Annotated in this window: 21 protein-coding genes and 2 tRNA genes; 10 read left to right on the top strand and 13 right to left on the bottom strand. The window is 44.0% G+C overall.

Annotated features, from left to right (window positions below):
* Window positions 1-20: 20 nt before the first annotated feature.
* The gene (locus tag AB4161_RS17025) at window positions 21-146 is read right to left on the bottom strand and encodes a hypothetical protein (protein ID WP_017063447.1); all 126 of its coding nucleotides are present in this window, start codon (window positions 144-146) and stop codon (window positions 21-23) included.
* A gap of 110 nt (window positions 147-256) precedes the next feature.
* Here AB4161_RS17025 and AB4161_RS17020 point away from each other — a divergent pair, with 110 nt between their 5' ends.
* Together AB4161_RS17020 and AB4161_RS17015 are read left to right on the top strand one after the other, a co-directional pair.
* The gene (locus AB4161_RS17020; protein ID WP_372083692.1) at window positions 257-1,177 is read left to right on the top strand and encodes a histone deacetylase; all 921 of its coding nucleotides are present in this window, start codon (window positions 257-259) and stop codon (window positions 1,175-1,177) included.
* A gap of 193 nt (window positions 1,178-1,370) precedes the next feature.
* On the top strand, window positions 1,371-3,497 hold the full coding sequence (locus AB4161_RS17015) for a methyl-accepting chemotaxis protein (RefSeq protein WP_136981681.1): 2,127 nt from the start codon (window positions 1,371-1,373) through the stop codon (window positions 3,495-3,497).
* A gap of 75 nt (window positions 3,498-3,572) precedes the next feature.
* Here the strand turns inward: AB4161_RS17015 and AB4161_RS17010 are convergent.
* The 4 genes from AB4161_RS17010 to AB4161_RS16995 all read right to left on the bottom strand — a co-directional run bounded on the left by AB4161_RS17010 (window position 3,573) and on the right by AB4161_RS16995 (window position 6,375).
* Window positions 3,573-3,663: transfer RNA gene (locus AB4161_RS17010), tRNA-Ser, on the bottom strand.
* Between the two features lie 418 nt (window positions 3,664-4,081).
* Window positions 4,082-4,172 (bottom strand) — tRNA-Ser (locus AB4161_RS17005).
* Window positions 4,173-4,310: 138 nt separating this feature from the next.
* Window positions 4,311-6,119: a DUF3413 domain-containing protein gene (locus AB4161_RS17000; RefSeq protein WP_017065981.1), complete on the bottom strand. Its 1,809-nt coding sequence runs from the start codon at window positions 6,117-6,119 to the stop codon at window positions 4,311-4,313.
* A 28-nt stretch (window positions 6,120-6,147) separates the two neighbouring features.
* On the bottom strand, window positions 6,148-6,375 hold the full coding sequence (locus tag AB4161_RS16995; protein WP_372083691.1) for a YejL family protein: 228 nt from the start codon (window positions 6,373-6,375) through the stop codon (window positions 6,148-6,150).
* Between the two features lie 84 nt (window positions 6,376-6,459).
* On the opposite strand from AB4161_RS16995, the gene yejK reads away from it, so the two are divergent.
* The 3 genes from yejK to AB4161_RS16980 all read left to right on the top strand — a co-directional run bounded on the left by yejK (window position 6,460) and on the right by AB4161_RS16980 (window position 10,228).
* Window positions 6,460-7,464 (top strand): nucleoid-associated protein YejK, encoded by a 1,005-nt coding sequence (yejK, locus tag AB4161_RS16990; protein WP_017061190.1) that lies wholly within the window; start codon window positions 6,460-6,462, stop codon window positions 7,462-7,464.
* Between the two features lie 105 nt (window positions 7,465-7,569).
* A complete protein-coding gene (locus AB4161_RS16985) occupies window positions 7,570-8,973 on the top strand; it encodes an Hpt domain-containing protein (RefSeq protein ID WP_017061189.1) in 1,404 nt (467 codons plus the stop codon).
* Between the two features lie 76 nt (window positions 8,974-9,049).
* Window positions 9,050-10,228 carry a chemotaxis protein gene (locus AB4161_RS16980; RefSeq protein ID WP_372083690.1) on the top strand — a complete coding sequence of 393 codons (1,179 nt, stop codon included), beginning with the start codon at window positions 9,050-9,052 and terminating at the stop codon, window positions 10,226-10,228.
* A gap of 104 nt (window positions 10,229-10,332) precedes the next feature.
* On the opposite strand, the gene nhaC is transcribed toward AB4161_RS16980, so the two are convergent.
* Complete coding sequence (nhaC, locus tag AB4161_RS16975) at window positions 10,333-11,769, bottom strand: Na+/H+ antiporter NhaC (RefSeq protein WP_372083689.1); 1,437 nt, start codon at window positions 11,767-11,769, stop codon at window positions 10,333-10,335.
* A 500-nt stretch (window positions 11,770-12,269) separates the two neighbouring features.
* Between nhaC and asd the strand changes: the two genes are divergently transcribed.
* On the top strand, window positions 12,270-13,388 hold the full coding sequence (asd, locus tag AB4161_RS16970) for an aspartate-semialdehyde dehydrogenase (protein WP_017629874.1): 1,119 nt from the start codon (window positions 12,270-12,272) through the stop codon (window positions 13,386-13,388).
* Window positions 13,389-13,540: 152 nt separating this feature from the next.
* Here asd and AB4161_RS16965 read toward each other — a convergent pair whose 3' ends face one another.
* Together AB4161_RS16965 and AB4161_RS16960 are read right to left on the bottom strand one after the other, a co-directional pair.
* Complete coding sequence (locus AB4161_RS16965; protein ID WP_029235134.1) at window positions 13,541-14,383, bottom strand: ion transporter; 843 nt, start codon at window positions 14,381-14,383, stop codon at window positions 13,541-13,543.
* 149 nt (window positions 14,384-14,532) lie between these two features.
* Window positions 14,533-15,171, bottom strand: a complete 639-nt coding sequence (locus tag AB4161_RS16960) for a YchE family NAAT transporter (protein WP_017061184.1) — start codon at window positions 15,169-15,171, stop codon at window positions 14,533-14,535.
* A gap of 638 nt (window positions 15,172-15,809) precedes the next feature.
* Between AB4161_RS16960 and adhE the strand changes: the two genes are divergently transcribed.
* Window positions 15,810-18,515: a bifunctional acetaldehyde-CoA/alcohol dehydrogenase gene (gene adhE / locus AB4161_RS16955; RefSeq protein WP_017061183.1), complete on the top strand. Its 2,706-nt coding sequence runs from the start codon at window positions 15,810-15,812 to the stop codon at window positions 18,513-18,515.
* Window positions 18,516-18,701: 186 nt separating this feature from the next.
* On the opposite strand, the gene AB4161_RS16950 is transcribed toward adhE, so the two are convergent.
* The 3 genes from AB4161_RS16950 to sodB all read right to left on the bottom strand — a co-directional run bounded on the left by AB4161_RS16950 (window position 18,702) and on the right by sodB (window position 20,999).
* Window positions 18,702-19,385, bottom strand: coding sequence for an SDR family oxidoreductase (locus tag AB4161_RS16950; RefSeq protein WP_017061182.1), 684 nt, complete (start codon window positions 19,383-19,385; stop codon window positions 18,702-18,704).
* Between the two features lie 278 nt (window positions 19,386-19,663).
* Window positions 19,664-20,167 (bottom strand): VC2046/SO_2500 family protein, encoded by a 504-nt coding sequence (locus AB4161_RS16945; protein ID WP_276202729.1) that lies wholly within the window; start codon window positions 20,165-20,167, stop codon window positions 19,664-19,666.
* 247 nt (window positions 20,168-20,414) lie between these two features.
* Window positions 20,415-20,999: a superoxide dismutase [Fe] gene (gene sodB / locus AB4161_RS16940; RefSeq protein WP_004734050.1), complete on the bottom strand. Its 585-nt coding sequence runs from the start codon at window positions 20,997-20,999 to the stop codon at window positions 20,415-20,417.
* 269 nt (window positions 21,000-21,268) lie between these two features.
* Here sodB and AB4161_RS16935 point away from each other — a divergent pair, with 269 nt between their 5' ends.
* Window positions 21,269-21,607 carry a Grx4 family monothiol glutaredoxin gene (locus AB4161_RS16935; RefSeq protein ID WP_004741702.1) on the top strand — a complete coding sequence of 113 codons (339 nt, stop codon included), beginning with the start codon at window positions 21,269-21,271 and terminating at the stop codon, window positions 21,605-21,607.
* 98 nt (window positions 21,608-21,705) lie between these two features.
* On the top strand, window positions 21,706-22,335 hold the full coding sequence (locus AB4161_RS16930; RefSeq protein ID WP_137002410.1) for a DsbA family protein: 630 nt from the start codon (window positions 21,706-21,708) through the stop codon (window positions 22,333-22,335).
* Window positions 22,336-22,526: 191 nt separating this feature from the next.
* On the opposite strand, the gene AB4161_RS16925 is transcribed toward AB4161_RS16930, so the two are convergent.
* The gene (locus AB4161_RS16925; RefSeq protein WP_029235135.1) at window positions 22,527-23,852 is read right to left on the bottom strand and encodes a Na+/H+ antiporter family protein; all 1,326 of its coding nucleotides are present in this window, start codon (window positions 23,850-23,852) and stop codon (window positions 22,527-22,529) included.
* A 65-nt stretch (window positions 23,853-23,917) separates the two neighbouring features.
* Window positions 23,918-24,562, bottom strand: a complete 645-nt coding sequence (rnt, locus tag AB4161_RS16920; RefSeq protein ID WP_017061178.1) for a ribonuclease T — start codon at window positions 24,560-24,562, stop codon at window positions 23,918-23,920.
* Window positions 24,563-24,750: 188 nt separating this feature from the next.
* Between rnt and motY the strand changes: the two genes are divergently transcribed.
* A complete protein-coding gene (gene motY, locus AB4161_RS16915) occupies window positions 24,751-25,632 on the top strand; it encodes a flagellar protein MotY (RefSeq protein WP_017063457.1) in 882 nt (293 codons plus the stop codon).
* Window positions 25,633-25,693 lie beyond the last annotated feature (61 nt).

The raw sequence follows: 25,693 nt of genomic DNA, 5'->3' as shown, positions 1-25,693 counted from the left end.
TTCCTTTTCAGTTCAATTAGTTAAGTTTGATGGCTTAACACGAGAAAATCAACGCTCCACCAACTGGCCATTAGCATTCCTACAAAAATCATTACTGCTGCCGCTGAGCCGCAGATCACCCCAAAGATGAGTATTACGTTTTTCATTGCTGTCTCTTTTTGAAAATTAAGTTAATGATAACTATTATCATTAATTAAGGTTGTCGCCTAGGCTGAGACTGTTATGATTTTGAGAAAGATACGCAATTAACCTGATTATGATTCCTTTAATTTACCACCCAATCTATTCGCAGTTACCTTTACCAGAAGGTCATCGTTATCCAATCAACAAATATCAGTTGTTGCATAGTGCTGTTGAGGCGCTAATGGATAGCGATCCACAATGGGGTAATGCATTCGAAATGTTCCAGCCAATGCCTGTTTCGATAGAACAAGTAAAGCAGGTACACGATAGTGAATATGTCGATTTGCTTGTATCTGGTAATTTGCCTGCAGCAAAGATGAGACGCATCGGTTTCCCTTGGAGTGAGCAACTTATCGAAAGAACACTCTACTCAAGTGGTGGAACCTGCTTGGCCGCTGAAATGGCAATAGAGAGTGGTTTAGCGATTCATTTGAGTGGTGGTTATCATCACGCGCATCATGATTTTGGTAGTGGCTTTTGTTTGTTGAACGATCTGGTGTTAGCGGCAAAACATGCGCTGACCTTTGAACATATCGATAAAGTGCTTATCGTCGACAGCGATGTTCATCATGGCGATGGCACAGCAACTCTTTGCCAAGAGAATGACGACATCATTACTTTGTCGTTCCACTGCGACAAAAACTTCCCTGCACGAAAACCGTTGTCTGATTTAGATGTGCCGTTAAGTCGTGAAACAGAAGATGAAGAGTTCTTACGTTGTTTTGAACAAGTCACTAAGTTAGCGATTGCTCACCATCAACCTGATCTGATTATTTATGATGCGGGGATCGATATCCATCAAGACGATGAATTGGGTTACTTGAATGTTTCGACACAAGGGATATTTGAGCGCGACTGTTTCATGATTGAATTAGCGAAATCAGAGTCTATTCCGATGGCATGCGTAGTCGGTGGCGGATATCGAACTCAACATCAAGATTTGGCGCCGATTCACATGCAGCTGTTAAAAGCGGCTTATCATGTTTACGGTTAACCTCTCAAATTAGCGCCTGATAGCTCATTGAAATGATGGTGTGAAATAAGCGTATCTTGCACCATAAAAGACACGGTTGCACCATTGTGATTCATATAAAGTGCTTTTTTATTAATTAGTTACGTATTTGTGTGATTAATTGTGGTCTGTAAATTGCTTTACCCATGTGTCTATAAAAACACAAGGGATAAAAATGAACCTGACGGACAAGGAACGTAGTTGGCTTAATTGGTTTGGAGCAACAGGAAAACTGGCTATGCGCAGAGCTTGTTTCCTCAATCGAAGTAGGACGGAAGAGCTTGAACAAGCTTTTGAAAGTATTGCTCACACGCGAGTTCAACTTCTGCATAACTGGGTCAAGAATCAATGGGATTTTTTAGAAGACTCTGCGGTTTATTTAGCAAGTCGAACGGAAGAACAAGCTCAGGGGACGTTAGCTAGCCTTCTTAAACGCAGTACGGATTTTTCTGAGTTGGCGATCGTCGATGCTAAGGGGATCGCACAAGCATCGAGTTATCATGAGCATGTCGGGGTTAATCTTGGAGACAAGAAGGCTTTAGTTGAAGGGGCTTCAAAGCGTTATCTTCATGGGCCGTATATGGATCAACGCACGTTGAACGTAGGGGCCTCGAGTTCATCGTTTCATGACCAAGTGACGCTGATGTTTTATGTCCCCTTTTCTCGGGATGAAGGGCCACAACAATTCCTATGTGGTCGTGTTCCAAATGATGTTATTGGTGACATTATTCAAAGAGAAGCGGGGCATATTTATAGCGAGTCGGGTGATAATTATATCTTTATGGTCGATTCCATTCATGATCCTCATACTCAGCCGGGTGTTGCGCTCTCTCGTTCTCGCTTTGAAGATAATACCTTTTCACACGGCGAGAACTTAAAGCAAGGGATTCATACTGATTGGGGAACGGTTAAGATCCAGCAGCACACCGAATTTGAAATTCGCTTTACGGACCCAGCCACTAACCAGCTTCATCCAGGCGTAAGAGAAACCATTAAAAATGGCGGTAACCTGTTTATAGGTTATCCCGGGTATTCCGACTATCGCCACATACCCGTTATTGGCAAAGGTATCACTTTTCAATTGGATGGTTCACCAGATACCTTTGGCATGATGTGTGAGTCCGATTTAGAAGAGGTCTACAGAGACCGAAGTCTAAGTTATACCTTATCTAAGCACTTTATCAGCTGCATGCTACTGCCTCTATTTGTTCCATTACTGTTTGCCAACCTTTATACACTCACACCTTTTATGCAGAGTGGCATTATGTTCGCTTGCGCGTTGCTTTCATTGGGCTTATTCCGTTTAGTTAGCGCCAAACCACTAGCGAAGAAGATTCATGAAATGACCGGGGTAATGCAGACCTTAGCTGAAGGTGATGGCAACTTAAGTCGGAGACTTGATCCCACCACATTCAGTCATAATGAACTTGGCAACTTAGGGCGCTGGACTAACAGTTTTATCGACAATTTAGATAACACGGTGAGTGAGTTGATCCATGCGAGTCACGAAGTTAGAGAGGTTTCGGAATCGATGTTTCGTCGCAGTGTCGTGATGAAGCAAACCAGTGATGATGCATCACAAGCGTTAAGCAATATGCTTCAGTTGAGTCAGTATCAACAGAGCGAAATTACTCATGCGAGTGTCTCAGCAACGCAAATGGACACGGTGATGAAACAAGCCGTCCTGAGCGCAGAGAAGGAGTACAATCAGTCCGTCGAAGGCATGGAGATTGTTCGCAATATCGTAGAAAGCTCGGCGCATAGCGTGAATGAGGTGAATAATGAAATGACTAAGGTGTCTGACATTATAGATATCATTACTGACATTACCGCGCAGACTAACCTTTTGGCCTTGAATGCGGCCATTGAGTCGGCAAGAGCAGGTGAACACGGGAGAGGGTTCTCTGTCGTCGCTTCTGAAGTAAGAACTCTGGCTGACCGAACTTCACAAGCTGCTAACCATATTAGTGACCTAATGAAAGAGCTGCATAGTAAGTCTCGCAGTGCTGTTGAGTCCATGGAGCGAGGTGTCGAGAATGTGAGTAAAGGAAACTTAACAGTCGACTCAAATGCTCGCAGTGAGCAAATTCAATCAGCGGTGAGTGACCTCTTTACCACGATGTCTAACTTAGATGAAAACAGTCAGAAAAATGGACAAACGGCAGATAAAGCCCAACGTTCAATATCTGACTTACAACTGTCTACTAAGCAACTCGCACGTCGAGTGTCCTTGATGGGCAATGCATTGAGCCGTTTAGACCAATTGATTGGGCGTTTTGAAGTGAGCCGAAAGGTGGCGTAGTGGAAAATACGTAAGTTCTTTACGCAAACGCCAGATACAAAAAAGCCGCTGATTTCTCAGCGGCTTTCTTTAAAGTGGTGGAGGGATAGGGATTTGAACCCTAGAACCGCTATTAACGGTTGCCGGTTTTCAAGACCGGTGCTTTCGACCACTCAGCCATCCCTCCAATGGCGCGTATGATATAAGGGTGGCTTTCGCTTGTAAATACCCTTATTAACTGACTGCTTTTTTTATGAACGCTTTTTGGTGTTTTTGTTCTGAATGATTATTTATTGTTCGGTTTATTAAGAAGCCGACAAAATCTAATATTCAATAAGCCAAGTATTCCCAACTTTTGTTATACGTGAAGTGTTTCTGTGCTATTAAAAAAGAAAGTATCTAATTGGCTTGCAGGTAAAGTTATGAGGGGAGTGGCTTAGGCGCATGAACTTTTAGTTTAGAACGGTGAGATCGGAATTTAAAACTAGGTATAAAGTGAATGGGTTTGAAACTGGGACTGTAGAGAGTTTTGTTAGATGAGCTTTATATTTTAAAAAGCTTCAGATGCAAAAAAGCCGCTGATTTCTCAGCGGCTTTCTTTAAAGTGGTGGAGGGATAGGGATTTGAACCCTAGAACCGCTATTAACGGTTGCCGGTTTTCAAGACCGGTGCTTTCGACCACTCAGCCATCCCTCCAGTGGCGTGAATAATATAAGGGGTGGAGGATCTTGTAAACCCTTAATTTTCATAATTTTGTTTTGTTGCTTGTTTTCTAATCATTCACGGCAATAAAAAAGGGAAGCCATTGGCTTCCCTTTGCTGTTTGCTGATTATTTAGTCATTTTTTGTGTAGAAACGCTGTAGCTCTGTCAGGCCTTGCATCAACACAGGTAAGCGAGGGCTTACGTTTTTCAGGCGCTTGTAATTTTGGTCGTACAATTTGTAGTTACCAAATTTATCCAACACCGTTGTTTGCTGGTCAGTAACAAGAGCAAGTTCACGAGAGTCGCCCGCGAGAATCCACTTTCTGTTACGTTCATTAAACAGGCTGCGACCACTACTGAAATCTGTTGGGTTCGAAGATACACCCAATAGCTCTTGCATCAGTGTTACTGACACGTCTAGATGACTAGAACGGTGGGTGTATTCAGAAGCAGACTTGCCAGGCCAGCTGATAAACAGTGGTACTTGTAACTGATAACGACTGTAGTTGGAGTTTGCACCCCAGCTGTTGGTTTTGGTTTCGTTAAACTCAGTACCGTGGTTAGAGGTAATGATAACCACCGTGTTATCGGCAAGCTCTAAGCGTTCCAGTTCAGCGTAGATAGTTGCTAGCTGAGCATCGGCCGCTGTCGCCGACTTTTGATAGTCTGCTGCAAAACGCTCTGCTGTCGTTAGCGTAGAGTCCGACTCTGAACTTGAATCGTAGCTGGCGAAGTTATCCAGTGTGGTTAATTCAATAAAGTTAAACCAAGGGCGTTTAGCTTGCGGTGATTGAATCCAGTTAGACCAAGCTTTTATGGCACTCTGGTCATCATAAGTTGCTTGCTCTGGCATCACATCACGGCCTCGGAAGATAATATCCGAGTAAAGTGCATCGCTAAAGTTGTCGCCACTGAAAGCAGCGAACTTGTAATCGTGATTCTCTAAAACATCGAGCAATACTGCGCTTGACCCCTGAGCTTCAATGCTGCTTGCGTAGCTGCTCGGTAGGCCGTAGAACAAGCCAAAAATACCGAACATATCGTTACTTGAACTGTAGTGGTTGGTGAAGTTGATCGACTGTTGCGCGTAGGCATAGCTGTTTGGCATCGCCGTCGCATTAAGTGCGTCAGAGCGAAGGTTGTTCACACTCACCATCAGGATATTAAGATCATCACTGCGGCGGTTGTATTGAATTTTTTCTAGCGGGTAGCTAACTAGGTTTACATTCTCTTTGTTCGCTTCTAAACGCTCAAGGTACTCTTCACGGTCTAATAGGCCATGTTTTTCCATAAAGCTTTTCGCTGTCATAGGGTAAGACAGTGGGAAGTTCGCTTTCTGGCTAGTAATTGGGTTATAGAAGTACGCATCAGCCCACATGTAGGTCAAGTGGCTGCTGATGAAACACAAGAAGAAGACGGCAGTAATCGGACGGCCAATGTGTTTATGAGACAGTTTACGCTGCTTACGCCAAACCCACTCAGATAGACCGAGTTGCAGCAAGAAGATAAGCGGCATAACAATGAAGAGGTGCTGCAAATCAGACGTGAATGCAGATTCCTCTCCACTGAATAAAACCTCCCACACGACAGGCGTCAGGTGGAGGTTTATATTTTGATACGTTTGGGTATCAATCAGTAGGACAGTTAAACCTATGGTCGCGAAGATAACGGCAACCAAACGTAATAACTTCCTCGACGGAAGAATAAAAGTGAGCGGGAACAGCACTAATAGATAGAGCGCGAACACTAAAAAGCCAAAATGACCAACCCACGATGCAGCCAAATAGAATTGGCCTAGCAAGGTTTCTGGCCAAGCAGATTGAGTAATATAACGAGTACCAATCAACATCGCAGCAATGATGTTGAAAAATGCAAACCAGTGACCCCAACCAACCAGTCGAGATACACGATCGCTATATGAGTTTGCGCTGTCTACCATTTATAATTCTTTTATCCGTCAATCAAATTTAGTGAGGCTTTTTATCTTCAAGAGAAGAAATTAAAGCCTCGGCAAATTTTTCAGCAATTCCTTTGCGTTGTGAAGCAGCAACATTCTGATTTAAGACATTGGTTGCGATATTTCCAGCGATCATCAGTGAAAGTTCTGGCGAAGCTTTGTGCTTAGTTAGTACAGCACCTACTTCAGCTAGGATTTTTTCAACTTGATCATCTGTGTATTTAGATATAATCGGCATAAGGACTCTAATAATGATAGTAAAAGCGGCTTATGATAACCTACTATGCACGACAACTGAAACCTGAACGGTAATATTTTCACTATGAGCCTTCACCTTTCCAACGTAATTTTACACCAGCTGAGCAAGAACGATCAGGATGAGCTGATTGTTAACTATCGTGCTGAATCTCTAGAAAACGATGCTTCATCTGAAAGCCTAGTTGCTGAACTTCACCGTGTTTTTAATTCAAAAGCAGGCAAAGGGTTTGGTTCTTTCAAATCTGACAGCGAATTCCAGCAGTGGTTGCATCAACTTCGTGCTGGTGAGACAAACTTTTACGATTTTTCTCAAAAGAGTGCGCAACGTCTAAAAGACGAACTATCAAAGTACCCATTCGCTGACGAAGGTATCTTGGTAATGGCTGAATATCAGTCACTTGCAACAGATTACCTTTTCATTGGTTTATTGCCTTCAAACCAAAGCCTAAAGGTAACTGAAGGGCTTGATATTAGTGCGACTGACTACCTTGATATCTCAAAAATGGATATCGCGGCTCGTCTAGACCTTTCAACTTATGAGACTGATAAAGAATCAAACCGTTACTTAACTTACATTAAAGGACGTGTTGGCCGTAAAGTCGCGGATTTCTTCTTAGATTTCTTACAAGCTGAAGTTGGTTTGGATGCGAAACAGCAGAACCAAGTACTGATGCAAGCGGTAGAAGACTTCGTTTCTGACTCGAAATTAGAGAAAGAAGAAGCGATCAGCTACAAAAAGCAGGTTGCGGATTACTGTAACGAGCAGCTTAAAGCGGGCGATGAAGTACAAGTTCGTGAACTTTCTGGTGAGTTGCCAGCAAGCACAGATGGCACAAGCTTCTTTGACTATACTAGTGAGCAAGGCTACGAGTTAGAAGACAGCTTCCCAGCCGATCGCGCAACTATGCGTAAACTAACAAAATTTGTTGGTGCTGGTGGCGGTTTGAATGTTAGTTTTGATAGTCTGCTTCTAGGCGAACGTATCTTTTACGATCCGGAGACAGACACGCTAACGATTAAAGGCACTCCACCGAACTTACGTGACCAACTGACTCGCAATAAGTCATAGTCCGAAGTTAACGGATAAAAGCGGCAGCAGGACGTTGTCGCTTATTTTGTGCTTAATCTTTTAGCTACGGTCATGGCTTCAAGTTAACACGCACAAGGAATATAGATGGAACAATCAGTAGCAAAGCCCAAACGCTTTAAAAAACCAGCCACCTTTTTGGTTGTGCTCTTGGCTCTGTGGTTACTTCCTTCATTGGCTCTTCTTAATCTAAGCCGTTCCTACACCAATTCTCTAGCTCAAATCGAAGAGCTCGGTATTCGAGTCAACGAATTGAGGCAATCGCTTTATTTCTCAGAACCGCTTCGAGTCTCTCGTATCAATGATCTCGCACTCGATGCTCAGTTGGTTTATTCGATCCGACTGCAGATTGAATCTGATTTCCAACACGCCTTGTTTCGTCCTGATGTCAACCAACTGTTGTACGTAGCTGATCAGTTCCTAGAAAAGTTCGATGAGTTCATTCCAATAGAAAGCCAAGTTCAAGACATCGTTGATAACATTAAGATCTTGCGTGCTGATAAAGAGCTTTCCCCTCAGCTAAAACCGCTCCTCAACGAATTCGGTGTTGTGGTATTTGAAGCCATGTATTCTGAAAATCAAAGTTCGTCAGCGACTTATCGCGCCTTTGATTCCATTCTAGAAAAATCTTATTCCTTAGAAAACGAAGAACAAGATGCACTCCAACAACTACTGGCTGATGCGTCAGCATTGTTGAGTGATTACGCTCAGCTTAACTATTTGGTTGATAAGATTAAGAAAAACTCAGTAAATGAACAGATCATAAAACTCGAAGCTGAGTTCCATGATCGTCAATTCAACCTATTGTTGGTGATGCTAGGCTTAAGCTTGGTGGCGATGAGCGGGATAGTGTTTTGGGGCGTTAGGTCCACAAAAACGATGAAAGAAGCAGACCAAGAACTCAGCTCTGAACTAGAAATTAATTCAAGTAAGGAAGACGCTTCTTATAGCGATGTTGTTTCCTCAGCAGTGAAACAAGCAGATAGTGACGCTTATGTATCCGAGAACAGGCCAACGCGCCAGTCTTCCGACTCTCAACCTCCGCAGAGCGTTAACGTTACAAGCCAACCCGTTGTACCGCAATACTCTATTCAGCAAGTCCCTGAACAGGCGCCAGTAGTAGAGAAACACGTTGCCAGTGTCACAGATTCAAAGCCTGCGATTGATATCGAAGACATGTTAGAAACGCTCGATGGTGATGCTGAGTCTGTCGAACTCTTGCTTGGTGTGTTTGTACAAGACCACGCAGGTGACTACGAGAAGTTTAAGTCTTTGTTGACTAAAGATGAAACCTCCGCGGCTCGCATTGTACATAGCTTAAAAGGCGTGGCTGGCAGTATTAAAGCGTCTCGGTTAGCCATCATTGCCGCAACCATTGAAATGACAATGAAGCAGTCCAGTGCGATCAGTGAACATGATTTAGCTGAACTAGAGCAGGCTATAAAAGCCTCTGTGGATTCTGCTCATGAATATTTAGACAGTCAGCGTTAACTTTTACAGGATTTTTGACAATACTCTGACGAAGCGCTCATACAATCAGCGCCCTTAGTCTTTGTCAGAGGTTTATATGTTACGAGTTTCGAGTCGAAGTTGGATGGTGTTGGTGCTTAGCATTGTGCTAAGTGGTTGTTCTCTCTTAGAAGTTAAGTTAGATAGTCAAACGACGCCTCTCACTCAACAAGAGTTAAATGCTCGGCTCATGACGCGTGAATACGCCAAGATGTTCTTTACACGAGTAGAAGATTCGGCCGATCTCATCGCGCAATCTTACCCTGCTGATGACACCTTACATCAATCTTATGTGTTGCTTTGGAAGATCCATGCAGAGCAGGGCTTACAACAAGCGGCTTACCAAACTTCCCCTATGTCTGCGTTAATTGACTCGTGGGTTTTCACTGCCCAAATGAATCAGTTTTATAGCCAAGGCGACGGCGCGGACCTATTCGCGACGGATGATGCAGTAGAGACCGCTCGTTTTCTTGATCAAGAAGCCGAGAAGCTGGCAAAGGGTGTATTGAACTCCAGTGATTTCAAAAAAAGCAAAGCGTTCGTTGCTCAGTTTGCCGCTAGCCACCCATTTAAAGATCTCACATTCAGAAGCACGCCTGCTTACCGTGAATGGCTAAGTTACCTTGGTAAAGACGAGTCGCAAATCGTCCAGAGTTTAGGCACCATGCCAGAAGCAATGAGCGATGCATCAGACCGCTTAAGCTTAATGGCTGACCAGACACCGAAACTGATGACGTGGAAAGCTGAGTTGGTTGCATTGAATAGCTCGCTAACGGGTGAAGACCTATCGATGACGCTAGAAAGCCTTCGTCAAACATCAGCAAGCATGCAAGACTTTATTGAGAACAACCCAGAATACATGCAAACGCTAGCCTCTATTATGTCGACAGAAATGCAGCCATTGCTCAACGACCTCAGTGATAAAACCGACCAAAAATTAGCGATGCTGAGTGATGAACGTGTGGCATTAGAAAAAATGGTGACACGTGAGAGAGAAGCTCTAGTAGAGATGATTGCGAAAGAGCGCATCGAGATTGCCGGCATTGTGACTTCAGAAAGAGAACTGTTCACGCAAGACCTTGATCGCGTCTCTCAAGAGGTGGTGGTACTGGCGATTGATAAGCTAATGGAGTTAATCAAAGGTGTGATTATCTACTTCATCCTGTTTATCTTAGTAGTGTTCTTTGCACCGTTAGGCATCGGTTACTGGTTGGGTAAACGAACCGCCAATAAATAGATAAATAAGTAAATCAGCAGATCAAAAAAGAGCGCTCTAGGGCGCTCTTTTTGCATTTATCCATTAACGTTTTGAGTTACGTTCGAAAGCGTTAGCTCCTGAACTTAAGCTTGTTGCTTGCTTAACTCGGTCGCTTCTTCAGCTTCAAACGCTGGTGCTGTTGGTTCACACTTATCAACGAACCAACCTATGTAAGATGTCACGATAGTCACGATGATACAGATGAAGCTTAACCACATGAAGGGTGCGTAAGACAGCGTCGCAACACCAAGAATACTCGCCATGTAGATACCGTTATCACTCCAGGGAACCATACCCGACGTTAACGTGCCACCAAACTCAGCATTACGCGATAGGTTCTTACGTTTGTAGCCTAAACGGTCGTAGTTTTTCGCACAGATTTTTGGTGTAAGGATTAACGATACGTACATTGCAGAACCGAATACGTTACCCATGAAAGCCGTACCAATTGTGCTCGTCGCTAGTGAACCTGCGCTGTTTACGCGGCGCTCAAACACCTTAGCGATTGTCTCTAGTACGCCCACTTTATCCAGTAAGCCACCAAAACCTAGACCAAATACGATAACCGCAACTGAACCCAGCATTGAAGACATGCCGCCACGGTTAAGAATCGAATCAATAAACTCTACGCCAGATGAGATTGAGAACGGTGCCCAAGCCGTGTTGAATGCCGTTAGGAAGTCGATATCTTGGATCATGACTGCCCAGATAATACCCAGCAGAGAACCAAAACTGATGACCGGGAATGAAGGCATACGGAAAGCCAACAGACCAAGCACGATAAGTACCGGAACGAATGAGTAAGGCGTGATGTAGAACTGAACTTCCATTGCTTTGATTACAGAGTCTACTTGGCTCATGTCAACGTTGCCCGCGTAGTGGAAACCAAACGCAGTAAACATGATGCCTGTAATCACGTAGCTGATTAACGCAACTGGAAGCATGCCCTTGATGTGTTCAACCACTTCAACACCAGACATTGAAGAAGCCAGAATCACTGAATCAGAAAGAGGAGACATCTTGTCACCGAAGTAACAGCCTGACAGCACGGCACCTGCAGTAATCGGTGCTGGAACACCTAGGCCTTGGCCGATACCCATCATCGCGATACCTGCTGTACCCGCAGCACCCCAAGAAGTACCGGTCGCCAATGCAGTTAGAGAACAGATGATCATGGTCGCTAAAAGGAAGATAGAAGGGTGGATAGCTTTCAGACCATAGTAAATGATAGTAGGTACGATCCCGCCTGAGATCCAAGTACCAACAAGAGCGCCAACGGCTAAAAGTATTAAAACCGCGCCTAAGCCATTGGATATTCCTTTGAGTGCTGCTTTTTCTAAGTCTTTGTATTGGTGTCCAAGACGAATACCAAGAACCATGATAATGAACCAGCCAATATACAAGGCAAGTTGAATTGGAAGGTCAAGTTTTGCAGTAAAGGAAAAAGCAAGGGATAGAAATAGTCCTAACGCGATGAATACCTGCAATAGGTTCGGTAGGCGAGTTTTACTCTGCTTCATAAAAGCCTCTTGTGATTTCGAGCATTTATAGTGCTTCGTTATAGTGCGTGGTGCAAAACGGACACTACAGTAATTAGTTTATTATATCGAAAAAATACGCCCAATTTGTGATATTTGACTGTTAACTCAATCAATTGTGGTTTCATAATCTAAATTTTTGTCACATTCATGATTGTTACATGTTGAAATCTGTCGCACGTTGTTTTCGTTTTGTAAAATAAAACTCTGATTAACCTTGGTTTAAAAGATGGATTTACTGTTTGTGATGAGCGTCGATTGAATCGACTTTGGCGATGTAAATGTTTGAATTTGACGATAATGGACGCTTAATCAATGAGGTGGAGATGGAATGTCGATACAGAGATAACTGCACGATTCATTACGTTCACTTAAAAGAAACGAAAAAGTTACACTTTTTGACAAAAAGCACTTGAGTTCTGTTTCTGAAAAACTTATAGATGGGGGAGAGCAATTTTTAATTTATACATGGAGAGTGAGCGATGAGAGTAGGTCTAGTTGGTTGGCGCGGTATGGTTGGTTCTGTACTGATGCAACGTATGGTTGAAGAGAAAGACTTCGACTTGATTGAGCCTGTTTATTACAGCACATCTCAGATTGGTATTCCTGCCCCTGTTTTAGGTGGTAAAGATGCGGGTCTACTTCAAGACGCTTTTGATATTGATAGCCTAAAACAGCTTGATGCTGTGATTACCTGTCAAGGCGGCGATTACACATCAAAAGTATACCCAGCACTGCGTCAAGCAGGTTGGAAAGGTTACTGGATTGATGCAGCATCTACTCTGCGTATGGATGCTGATTCAATCATCACTCTTGATCCTGTTAACTTGGCTCAAATCCAGCAAGGCATTCACAGCGGCACCAACACGTTCGTTGGCGGTAACTGTACTGTGAGCTTAATGCTTATGGCTCTAGGTGGTCTGTACGAGAAAGGCATGGTTGAGTGGATGAGTGCCATGACTTACCAAGCAGCTTCTGGTGCGGGTGCTAAGAACATGCGTGAGCTGATCTCACAAATGGGTGTGATCAACGACAGCGTAAGTTCTGAGTTAGCAAACCCTTCAAGCTCAATTCTTGATATCGATAAGAAAGTGGCTGATACGATTCGTTCATCTTCATTCCCAACAGACCAATTTGGTGCTCCGCTTGCAGGCTCACTGATTCCTTGGATCGATGTGAAGCGTGAAAACGGTCAGAGTAAAGAAGAGTGGAAAGCCGGTGTTGAAGCGAACAAGATTCTTGGTCTAGATGGTCAGCCAATCCCAATTGATGGTACTTGTGTACGAATCGGTGCAATGCGTTGTCACGCTCAAGCACTAACGATCAAGCTTAAGCAAGACGTGCCAATGGACGAGATCGAAGAGATCATCGCAACGCACAATGATTGGGTTAAAGTGATTCCTAATGACCGCGACATCACGGCACAGGAGCTAACACCAGCGAAAGTAACAGGCACAATGTCTGTACCTGTCGGTCGTCTGCGTAAGATGTCGATGGGTAACGACTTCCTAAACGCCTTCACGGTTGGTGACCAACTACTTTGGGGTGCTGCAGAACCACTACGTCGTACTCTGCGCATTATCCTTGCTGAGAAAGCGTAATAGGCAAGATTGCTTAAATTCTATTAGCTGATAAACCGAAAGGGTTGACGACAAACGTCAACCCTTTTTAGTTTATTGCTACCTCGTTATTCGGCCCTCGAAACTGCCCTTAAATCTCTTCGCATCTCGCTACTCGAATCTCGTGTCTGCTTTTATTTCTCGTCGGTGACGACACGCTTGTCTGGATCCGCTAATTCGCTAGCACAGTGCTTGCAATACATGGCGTCTGAATCATGACCCGCTCGGTTACAGTTCGGGCACTTAACCAATTCTTTGTGCGAGTTCATCTCATTACTGAGTTCTGCAGTAATGATCCCGGTTGGCACTGCTAAGATAGAGTAACCCAATAGCATGGTCAGTGATGCTATGGCTTTACCAAGCGCGGTCTGCGGCACCATGTCACCATAACCTACCGTAGTGATAGTCACGATGGCCCAATAGATACTGTGAGGAATACTGGTGAAGCCATTGTCAGGACCTTCAATAACAAAGATCAAGGCGCCAAAGATAACCACCAAGATGCCGACGGTGCTAAAGAAGATCAGTATCTTTCGTCGTGCCATTAATAGTGAGCGCAACAGAATATTGGAATCTTGCAGGTAGCGAACCAGCTTTAGAATTCGGAAGATACGCATCACACGCAGCAGTCTCACCACACCCATAAATGAAGCGCCTGGGAAGATGATTGCTAGGTAGGTCGGAAGAATCGCCAATAGGTCAACGACACCATAAAAACTGGTGGCGTAAGATTTTGGCTTTGGGGAGCAATAGAGCCTTAACAAATACTCAAGAGTGAAGAGTGCAGTGAAGGTGTATTCGATATAACGCAGCTGTTGTGACCATTCGGTCATCACATTAGGGATGGATTCTAAGATCAGAACCAACAGCGAAGCCAAGATTGCAACGATCAGAGTTATATCAAATGCACGTCCGGCTGGCGTGTGAGTACCAAAGATAATGACGTACAAATGATGCTTGAGTGGCTTGCGTGACATAAGGAGAGGTTCGTCTTCTGTTAAATGCATTAACAGTCATTATACAAGCTTCATAATAACGAGGCGAGTGAAAGCCCAATTGCTTTACTCGCCTCATCTATATTTCAATATTGTTGCCCTTTATAGAGCAACCGAAATGTTGTTAAACGTTATGCCAAGCCTGGGAACAGATTACGTAGGCCATTGGCGATGAACTCGATGCCCAATGCGCCAAGAATCAGACCCATGATACGAGTGATCACGTTGATACCCGTTTGACCTAAAAAGCGAACGATAACCGGCGCTGAACGGAACAAAAGCCAAGAGCACGTTGCGAATGCGATGATGCTAATGCCGATGCCGACCGTATCAATAGCAGCAGGGTAGCGAGAACCATAAACAATGGTCGAGCTGATTGCACCTGGGCCTGCCATTAGCGGCATAGCAAGTGGAACAACGCCGATCTGCTCTTTGCTGATGTATTCAGACTTCTCTTGTTTGTTCTGCTTATCTTCACCGAGCTTACCGCTCATCATCGAAAATGCGATGCTCAATAACAGTAAGCCACCAGCAACGCGGAATGAATCCAACGAGATGCTAAACATATCAAGAAGCATTTGCCCTGCAACAAGTGACATAATCAAGATCACGGCAACAGCAATATTTGCTTGTAAGGCTGTCCTGTTCCTCTCTTCTGGCGGCATATGAGCAGTAAGAGAAACAAAAACAGGCATGATGCCGATTGGGTTTACGGCAGCAACAAGCCCAAGGAAGAATTGCATAAAAATTGCGAGTTCTAAGCCTTGCATGAGAGCGATCTCCAGTTAGCGTACTTAAGGTTGAAGGGTTGATCTGTGAATAGTTTAGGCGCGTAATGTAAGGGACAAAATCAATTTACGCGAATGAAAAAAACTAACTTGAAATGGGTGATTCTTTTTAGAAAAACTAATTGAATCTCACTTTTGTTTTAAGCTTGCTGCAAGATAGTTGGTAGTGTTTCATTTTGTAATTTATTATTGAGTAACTGTTAACCGACGCACGAAATTAATAAAAATTATGTCAGAATCTAGCCCGTACAACGCTATGGATATACTCTCAGTAGCACGAATATAGCTGTATACATGTAATTTAACGGACTAAAAATGAAACTTTTTTACAGTTTATTACGCTATGTAGAAAAAAGTTGTCTGTTTGCTTGTTTTTTGCGCGAACGAAAAGTGTGAGTTTAATCTATATAAATCATGCTCTTAAGTTCATTTTTGCGATTGCCTTACTACTTTCTGGTTAATTCTTTTTGGGTAACTGATCTGGGTCAATTTTTTTCACACAGTGAAATAATATACTCAGCCCTGAAAGCAATTTACTAAGAACGCTGGTGTTTAAGGTTAACGGCAAGCAGCGAATTTAATAAAAAGTTTTTAATATTTATTATTTTAGGAGATCCACCATGCCTGTAACTAACTTAGCGGAACTTGATGCTCTAGTAGCTCGCGTTAAAGCAGCACAAGAAGAGTTTGCAACATTCTCTCAAGAGAAAGTAGACGCAATCTTCCGCGCAGCTTCTCTTGCTGCTAACCACGCTCGTATTCCACTTGCTCAACAAGCAGTTGCTGAATCTGGAATGGGTATTGTTGAAGATAAGGTTATCAAAAACCACTTTGCATCTGAATTTATCTACAACAAATACAAAGACGAAAAAACATGTGGCATCTTAGAAGAAGATGATAACCTAGGCACAATGACTATCGCTGAGCCTGTAGGTATCATCTGTGGTATCGTTCCAACAACGAACCCAACTTCTACAGCAATCTTCAAATCTCTAATTTCTCTTAAGACACGTAACGGCATCATCTTCTCGCCACACCCACGTGCAAAGAACTCAACTAACGACGCAGCGAAACTAGTTCTAGACGCAGCTGTTGCAGCTGGTGCTCCAAGAGACATCATCGGTTGGATCGACCAACCATCTGTAGAGCTTTCTAACGCGCTTATGAAGCACGACGGTATCGCACTTATCCTTGCTACTGGTGGTCCAGGCATGGTTAAAGCAGCATACTCTTCTGGTAAGCCTGCTATCGGTGTTGGTGCTGGTAACGTTCCTGTCGTTATCGATGAAACAGCTGACATCAAACGTGCTGTAGCATCTATCCTTATGTCTAAGACTTTCGATAACGGTGTAGTATGTGCTTCTGAGCAAGCTGCAATCGTAGTTAGCGAAGTATATGACGAAGTTAAAGAGCGTTTCGCTTCTCACAAAGCTCACGTTCTATCTAAAGCTGACGCTGATAAAGTACGTAAAGTTCTGCTTATCGACGGCAACCTAAACGCTAAAATCGTAGGTCAACCTGCTCCAGCAATCGCTGAAATGGCTGGTGTTAAAGTTCCTGCTGATACAAAAGTACTTGTAGGTGAAGGTCTTGGTAAAGTTTCTTACGATGACGAATTCGCTCACGAGAAACTATCTCCAACTCTAGGTCTATTCCGCGCAGATGACTTCGAAGACGCAGTTGCTCAAGCGGTAACTATGGTTGAAATCGGTGGTATCGGTCACACATCTGGTCTTTACACTAACCAAGATACTAACGCAGACCGCATCCGTTACTTCGGTGACAAGATGAAGACTGCTCGTATCCTAATCAACATCCCGACTACTCACGGTGGTATCGGTGACCTGTACAACTTCAACGTTGCACCTTCTCTAACTCTAGGTTGTGGTTCATGGGGTGGTAACTCTATCTCTGAGAACGTAGGTCCTAAGCACCTTATCAACAAGAAAACTGTAGCGAAGCGAGCTGAAAACATGTTGTGGCACAAACTACCTAAGTCTATCTACTTCCGTCGTGGTAGCCTTCCAATCGCAATGAGCGACCTAGAAGGTAAGAAACGCGCATTCCTAGTAACTGACCGTTTCCTATTCAACAACGGTTACGCAGATGACGTAGTTAGCTTGCTTAAAGCACAAGGCATCGAAGTTCAAACTTTCTTCGACGTAGAAGCGGATCCAACGCTATCTGTTGTTGAGAAAGGCGCTGAAGCAATGAAGAGCTTCCAACCTGACGTAATCCTTGCTCTAGGTGGCGGTTCTCCAATGGATGCTGCTAAGATCATGTGGGTTATGTACGAGCACCCAGAAACTCACTTCGAAGAACTAGCAATGCGCTTTATGGACATCCGTAAACGTATCTACAAGTTCCCTAAAATGGGTCAAAAAGCTGAGCTTGTATGTATCACTACAACTTCAGGTACAGGTTCAGAGGTTACTCCATTCGCTGTTGTTACTGACGACAAGACTGGTGCTAAATACCCACTAGCTGATTACGAAATCACGCCAAACATGGCTATCGTTGATGCGAACCTAGTAATGAACATGCCTAAGTCTCTAACAGCGTTCGGTGGTTACGATGCAGTAACTCACGCTCTTGAAGCTTACGTATCTGTTCTAGCGAACGAGTACTCAGACGGTCAAGCTCTTCAAGCTCTTAAGATGCTTAAAGAATACCTACCATCAAGCTACAAAAATGGTGCGGCTGACCCAATAGCTCGTGAGAAAGTACACAACGCAGCAACTATCGCTGGTGTAGCATTTGCGAACGCATTCCTAGGTGTGTGTCACTCAATGGCTCACAAAATTGGTGCTGAGTTCCACCTACCACACGGTCTTGCTAACGCACTACTTATCTCAAACGTTGTACGTTACAACGCGAACGATAACCCAACTAAGCAGACTGCATTCTCTCAGTACGACCGTCCACAAGCACGTCGTCGTTACGCTGAAGTTGCTGACCACCTAGGCCTAAGCCAAGCTGGTGACCGTACAGCTCAGAAGATTGAACGTCTACTGACTTGGTTAGAAGAGCTTAAAGTTGACCTAGACATCCCACTATCTATCCAAGCTGCGGGTGTTAACGAGTCTGACTTCATCGCTAAACTAGACGAGCTAGCTGTTGAAGCGTTCGATGACCAGTGTACAGGTGCTAACCCACGTTACCCTCTAATCACTGAGCTAAAAGAAGTTCTAACAACTTCTTACTTCGGCCAACCATACGTTGAAGGCGAAACTTTCGAAGGTACTACAGTTATCCTTAAGAAAGCAGACCAAAAGCCAGCTGAAGCGAAAGCGCCAAAAGCTAAAAAAGAAAAAGCTAACGCATAATAAGTAAGCATTAGTTTTGAGATAAGTTTTCGCTAGCACGATACTTATCTATCGGGAAAAGATGAAAGCCCCAGTCGAGAGACTGGGGCTTTTTTTATGTTTGGTTCGTTTGTAAAACGGATTGAGAGGCAATAGCTCTGCTACTTAATATGAGCTGAGCCAGTCATGTTCAATTGGAATAGGGAGTTAAACCTCTGCCGCGACAACTCGCCCACTGAAGTAGTCATTCGAGACAATGTATTCGGTTGTTCTGGTCAGCTCGTCTTGCAGCTGCGCCCAGTGACATCGGTTGAGCTTGCCATCGGAGTTATGAACGGCAGGAACAACGCCACCGACTCGAATGCCAAAGGGAGTCAGCTCTTTCGCCCAACTATGGGTAAAGCCAGTGATCATTGAGTTTGCGCTCTCTAAGCCAGACACATCGTGAAAGTCATCATGAGATATCACATTCACAATCACGCCTTCCTTATCTTCCTCTCGCAATCTCTCAGCACTGATTTGCCCAAATGCGAACAGGGTCGATGCCATCGATGAGAGATCATTAATAAAGCTGCTCACAGGCTGATCGCCAATTAGGCTAGGCATTGGGGAGCTTATCCAGTTATTGACCAGCACATCGGGTGTCGTGTTGAAGGTGGTTTGAATAAAATCATATACGCTGAGAATCGCTTGGCTGTCATTGCCTTTGAGCGTGTAGTGGTAAACAGAGTCAGAAAACCGGGCACACTGTAGATACGTCGCTTTAAGTGCTTCCGTGTCTTTATCACAAAGGATGACGGTGGCTCCAAGGTTAACAAAGTGGTTCGCAATCGCCCCCCCCAGTCGCGAGCCGGCAGATGTCACCAATATGATTGAGCTTTTTATTTCCATCCCAGTACCTAAACAAATCGTCCATGTCGGATAAGGATGGGTTAAAATTTATACAACGGGTGTGAATTGGTTCAAACTAAGGTGTGCCAATTAATAAGTTTTTATGAACTTAGTGGCACGTCACATTTTGTAGTAACTTCAAGCGGTAACCGACATCAGGTGTTTTTAGGTTGCCTAAGGCTAGTGGTTCATATCATTCGTGTGAATACTTTGAAGTGTGCGAGTTAGTCGAAGAAGAGCTATGGATAGACAGCGAAAAAGGGAAAGGTAGGTGATCGCTATACTTGAGCTTGAATTTGATACCGACGTTGCGCGGTGGTTAGCTCATTGTAGAGCGTGGCATGTGGCAAATCAGGTAAATGCTTGTTTGCGAGTTTGCGTCGGTCATGACCAGAAAGGTTTTGGTAAACCTCTTCGGGTAAGTCGGCTGTATCTTCAGGCATGAAGGCAAGCGCTTCAGGTTTCAAGTAATGGCTGAGTTTGGCGCTGGCAAGGCTAGCTTGATGAAAATGATTAGATTGCTGAGCTGAAATCTCATATGAAGACTGGTTTGAACGCAGTTGTTGAGGTTCTGCTACGCCAAATTGTTTGCGCAGGCGATCTTCATTTGTCTCTGTGATTTCAATGGTGTCAATTGGCGTGCAATCACGGACATCATTAGAAAACATAGATAACAGCAACGCGAAATCTGCACGGCGACCTTGCTCAACCGCTTGGCTGATCCCGATGCCGAACTTCAGTTCGTTGATGATTCCTGCTTTGTCTAAAGTATGTATTTGCATGTCGCCTCTCATTGGATACACCTTTAACGGCATGGAGTCGGCAAACTTTAGTGTTTAATTACAGGCAAATAGAGAATTTATGTAGGGTTGGGAAGAAGGCTATCAATAGTTCGAGAAGTAAGCGCTATTGGCGGGTTTATTACGAAATGTTTAGATTTTGTGGAACACGACAGATACAAAAAAGCTCACGCCGAGGCATGAGCTTTCAATAGATAACTCGCTATAAATAGCGAAGCGTAAACAATAATTACTTAGCTAGGTTCTCTTCTACGAAAGACCAGTTTACTAGGTTCCAGAATGCAGCCATGTAGTCAGGGCGAACATTGCGGAAATCGATGTAGTAAGCGTGTTCCCATAGGTCAACAGTTAGAAGTGGAGTAACACCTTCTTCTGTTAGAGGAGTAGCAGCGTTAGAAGTGTTAACGATGTCTAGAGAACCGTCAGCTTTCTTAACTAACCAAGTCCAAGAAGAACCGAAGTTGTTGATTGCTGAATCAGTGAATTTCGCTTTGAATTCTTCGAAAGAACCGAATGCAGCGTTGATAGCTTCTGCAACAGCGCCAGTTGGTTCGCCGCCCGCTTTAGGAGCAAGACAGTGCCAGTAGAACGTGTGGTTCCAGATTTGAGCAGCGTTATTGAAAACACCACCAGTAGAAGTCTTAACGATCTCTTCTAGTGTTTTGCCTTCAAACTCAGTACCTGGGATAAGGCCGTTTAGCTTAACAACGTAAGTGTTGTGGTGCTTACCGTGGTGGAAATCTAGCGTTTCTGCTGAGATGTGTGGTTCTAGCGCGTCTTTCGCGTAAGGAAGAGCCGGTAGTTCAAATGCCATTGCTCAATTCTCCATTGATATGAAAGAGTTAACTCTTTCGATTGCTTCCAGTGATATTATTATTCATGGCTCGCTATACTGCCAACCATGGTCAATTTGCTGACTTGCGATATAGTTTAGCAAGTTTTTACTTTATTAAAAGCTTATTTCATTACTTTTGTGTGAATTGTTAGCTTAGCTTGTTAACCGCTTTTTTTATATGGTTTTTATTCTTTTAGTTTGGGGTAGAATAAAGGCAATAAAAGCCGTAATCCATTAACGAGGAAGCAATGGAAACTATCGATAAAATCAAACAGCAAATTGAAGAAAACACTATTCTACTGTACATGAAAGGTTCTCCTAAGCTACCTAGCTGTGGTTTCTCTTCTCAAGCGTCTCAAGCTCTAATGGCATGTGGCGAAAAATTTGCTTACGTAGATATCCTACAAAATCCTGATATCCGTGCAGAGCTTCCTGCTTACGCACAGTGGCCAACTTTCCCACAACTTTGGGTTGAAGGTGAGCTAATCGGTGGTTGTGACATCATTCTTGAGATGTTCCAAAAAGGCGAACTTCAGCCAATCATCAAAGAAGCAGCGGCTAAAGTTGCTGGCGATGACGCTGAATAAGTTCTAGCCTTTGCGCTGAATAGTTAAAATGAGGGGCCTTAATCAGGCTCCTTTTTTGTTTGAATTGATCGAATCATTGACTCGATAAGGAATGAACAATGAACGTAAAACTTCATTATGTGCATGATCCAATGTGCAGCTGGTGTTGGGGTTACAAGCCAACACTTGAGTTATTGAAACAACAATTGCCTGCGAGCATTGAGTTTAACTATGTAGTGGGTGGTTTGGCCCCGGATTCTGATGAGCCAATGTCAGAAGAGATGAAAGGCAAGCTGCAAGCGATTTGGAAGCAGATCGAAGCTAAGTTGGGTACTGAGTTTAACCATGATTTTTGGACAGAGTGCCAACCTGTTCGCAGTACTTACCCTGCGTGCCGTGCCGTGATTGCTGCAGGTTTTCAAGACCACTACGAAGCGATGCTTGAAGCGATTCAACATGCTTACTACCTTCGTGCGATGTTGCCACATAGCCAAGACACACATTTGCAGTTGGCTGAAGAGCTAGGTATGAATGTTCTTCAGTTTGAAAATGACCTTTCTAGCAAGTTATTGGAAAGTGAGTTAGATGACCAGCTAGGCTTTAAAGAAGCGATGGGTGTATTTTCTTACCCGACCTTAATGCTTGAAGTGAACGGCATCTTTAGTGAAGTTGAATTGGATTATCATTCAACGGAAGCGACGCTTAAGTCTATTCGCGAAATTTTAGTGAGTAATGCTCCCGCTGCGTAATTCAGCGAGAGTCATCTGTATTCGCAATGATTTCTAAGGCTTACTCATCAGAGTAAGCCTTTTTTGTTTGGTGTCGCTAGTTCAATGAGAGTGAGCGGAAGGAAGAGTAGAATGAATCTCAGAGACAAAAAAGACCGCACGAGGCGGTCTTTATAAAAGTGAGCGTAGGACTGTTTAACTACAGAACCTAATTACAGAACCATGGCTGCAATCCAACCGAATACGATCAGTGGGATGTTGTAGTGCAGGAACGTCGGTACTACGGTTTCCCATACGTGCTCGTGTTGACCATCAGCATTTAGACCAGACGTTGGACCTAATGTTGAGTCAGAAGCCGGAGAGCCCGCATCACCAAGTGCAGCAGCTGTACCTACTAGAGCGATTGTTGCCATTGGCGAGAAGCCAAATGCTGCTGCTAGTGGAACGTAGATAGTTGCAAGGATTGGAATCGTAGAGAACGAAGAACCAATGCCCATAGTAACCAATAGACCAACAATTAGCATAAGTAGTGCTGCTAGAGGCTTGTTGTCGCCGATGCTTGTTGAAAGTGCTTCAACCAAAGATTCAACGCCACCTGTTTGCTTCATAACTGCCGCGAAACCTGCTGCTGCAATCATGATGAAACCGATCATTGCCATCATGTGAACGCCCTTGGTGAAGACATCTTGTGTCTCTTTCCAAGCAATAACGCCACCGAAGGTAAATACCATGAAACCCGCTAGAGCACCGATGATCATAGAGCCAGTCGATAGTTGAACTGTTAGCGCTGCTACGATACCAGCTGCTGCTACTAGGATGTGCTTTTTGTTGATCTCTTTCACTTCTGTTGAAACAACAGTGTGAGAGGTTTCTTTGTATTGGCGAGGCTTACGGTAAGTAAAGAATACTGCAGTAAGAAGACCGAAGATCATGCCCGCAGCGGGTAACAACATCGCCATTGGCACTTGGCTTGCTACTACGTTTTCAAGACCATTGTCGTGAAGGTTTTTAAGCAGAATGTTGTTTAGGAAGATGCCACCAAAACCAATCGGTAGCACCATGTAAGGTGTAATCAGACCAAAAGTAAGTACACACGCAACTAGACGGCGGTCTAGGTTCATTTTTGCGAATACGCCTAGTAGAGGTGGGATTAAGATTGGGATGAAGGCGATATGTACTGGAATCACGTTTTGCGAAGACATGGTCACTAAGATCAACGACGCAAGCATGCCGTATTTAAGACCAGTCGATGCCGCACTGTTCTCTTTGCCGTGAATGCGTTTGATAACACTTTGAGCAAGGAGATCTGTGATACCAGAACGTGAGATAGCAACAGCGAATGTACCAAGCATAGCGTAGCTAAGTGCAATCGTTGCACCGCCGCCTAATCCACTTTCGAAAGCCGCGACTGCGTCGTTCAAGCTCATACCAGAGGCTACGCCACCGATAATTGCACTGAACGTCAGAGCAACGACTACGTTTACGCGCATCAAAGCTAAAACAAGCATGATGCAAACTGAAATTACAACAGGATTCATATTATTCTCGGGATGTTGTGTTTTTTATGAAGGCAATACGAAAAAACGTTTACCGACTCTATTTTTTATTCTTCGTCAACAAGAGGCCAACCACCAAGGGCTTTCCATTTGTTTACAATGCCGCAAAATAACTCTGTGGTTTTTTGCGTATCATACAAAGCAGAGTGTGCTTCTTTGTTGTCAAATTCCATCCCTGCAGTGCGGCAAGCTTTAGCCAAAACGGTTTGACCGTAGGCAAGACCACTAAGAGCAGCAGTGTCAAAAGTAGCAAATGGATGGAAAGGGACGCGTTTAAGCTTACAGCGCTCACTTGCCGCATTAACGAAGTTCAAATCGAATGTAGCGTTGTGAGCAACCATGATTGCGCGACTGCAATCTGAAGCTTTTTGTTCTTTTCTCACTAGCTTGTAGATTTCTTTAAGGGCTTCTTGTTCCGACACAGCACCACGTAATGGGCTAAATGGGTCTTTAATTCCGTTAAAGTCTAATGCTGCCTGCTCTATATTTGCGCCTTCAAAAGGCTCAATGTGAAAATGAAGCGTTGATGCAGGGTGCAGATCTCCGTTCTCATCCATTTTTAATGTAATGGCACAGATTTCTAATAATGCATCGGTTTCAGCGTTAAACCCTGCGGTTTCCACGTCGATGACCACTGGAAAATAGCCGCGAAAGCGTTTTTTTAGGGTCAGAGCTTCGTTTTCTACAGTCATGTTAGCCCAAATAAGTGTGATTAAGGCTGCATTATTGCAGATAATAGCAGTGATAAAAACTAGGGAAGGGCAATAAATCTTAAATTACCTAACCCATTGCGGCTTGATAATTGCATATTTAAACGTGAGAGAAAAATGCGGCAATTGGCTGCATTGTTAAACGAATTGCTTAAGAGATACTCCACTTTATGAAGAAACAACTCATAACAGGTTCAATGCTATTTTCGCTACTTGTGTCGTCATCGGTCATGGCACAAGAAAAGCGTTACGGAGCATCTCCTCAACAGTCGACATGGGAGATGGTAGCCAACACGCCACTTGAATGTCGCTTGGTCCACCCAATTCCAAACTTTGGTGATGCTGAGTTCTCATCTCGCGCGAGTAAAAAAATCATTTTGGACTTTGAGCTTAAAATGCGCCGTCCAATGGGTGCGACGCGCAATGTAAGCTTGATCTCTATGCCGCCACCTTGGCGTCCGGGTGAAAGTGCTGATCGTATGACAACCATTAAGTTCTTCCAGCAATTTGACGGCTATGTCGGCGGTCAAACAGCTTGGGGCATCTTGAGTGAGTTGGAGAAAGGGCGTTATCCGACATTCAGCTACCAAGAGTGGCAGAGCCGAGATCAACGTATCGAAGTGTCGTTGTCGTCGGTGTTGTTCCAAGAAAAATACAATGTGTTCAGTGACTGTGTTGCTAACCTGCTGCCTTACAGCTTTGAAGATATCTCTTTCACTATTTTGCATTACGACCGCAACAGCGACCAGCTGAACAAGTCGTCGCGCAAAAGGCTGAGCCAGATTGCCGATTACGTTCGCTATAACCAAGACATCGACCTTGTGCTGGTGGCAACGTACACCGACTCTGTCGACAGCAAAGGGATTAGCCAAAACCTTTCAGAGCGCAGAGCAGAATCGTTAAGAGAGTACTTCAAATCTCTAGGCCTGCCAGAAGATCGTATCCAAGTGCAAGGCTATGGCAAGCGTCGTCCGATTGCGGACAATAACTCGCCAATTGGTAAAGATAAGAACCGACGTGTTGTGATCTCTTTAGGTCGCACACAGGTTTAAGCTAAACAACAGCTTGTTTTGAAATGACAAAGCCCGTCTTGATGAACTGACCCCCAATAGT

This window comes from Vibrio sp. 10N.286.51.E5 (assembly GCF_041469125.1).
In the GTDB taxonomy this organism is placed as follows: Bacteria; Pseudomonadota; Gammaproteobacteria; order Enterobacterales; family Vibrionaceae; genus Vibrio; species Vibrio crassostreae_C.
Note: the sequence above shows the minus strand (reverse complement) of the source record. Positions and strands in the feature narration are given on the sequence as shown.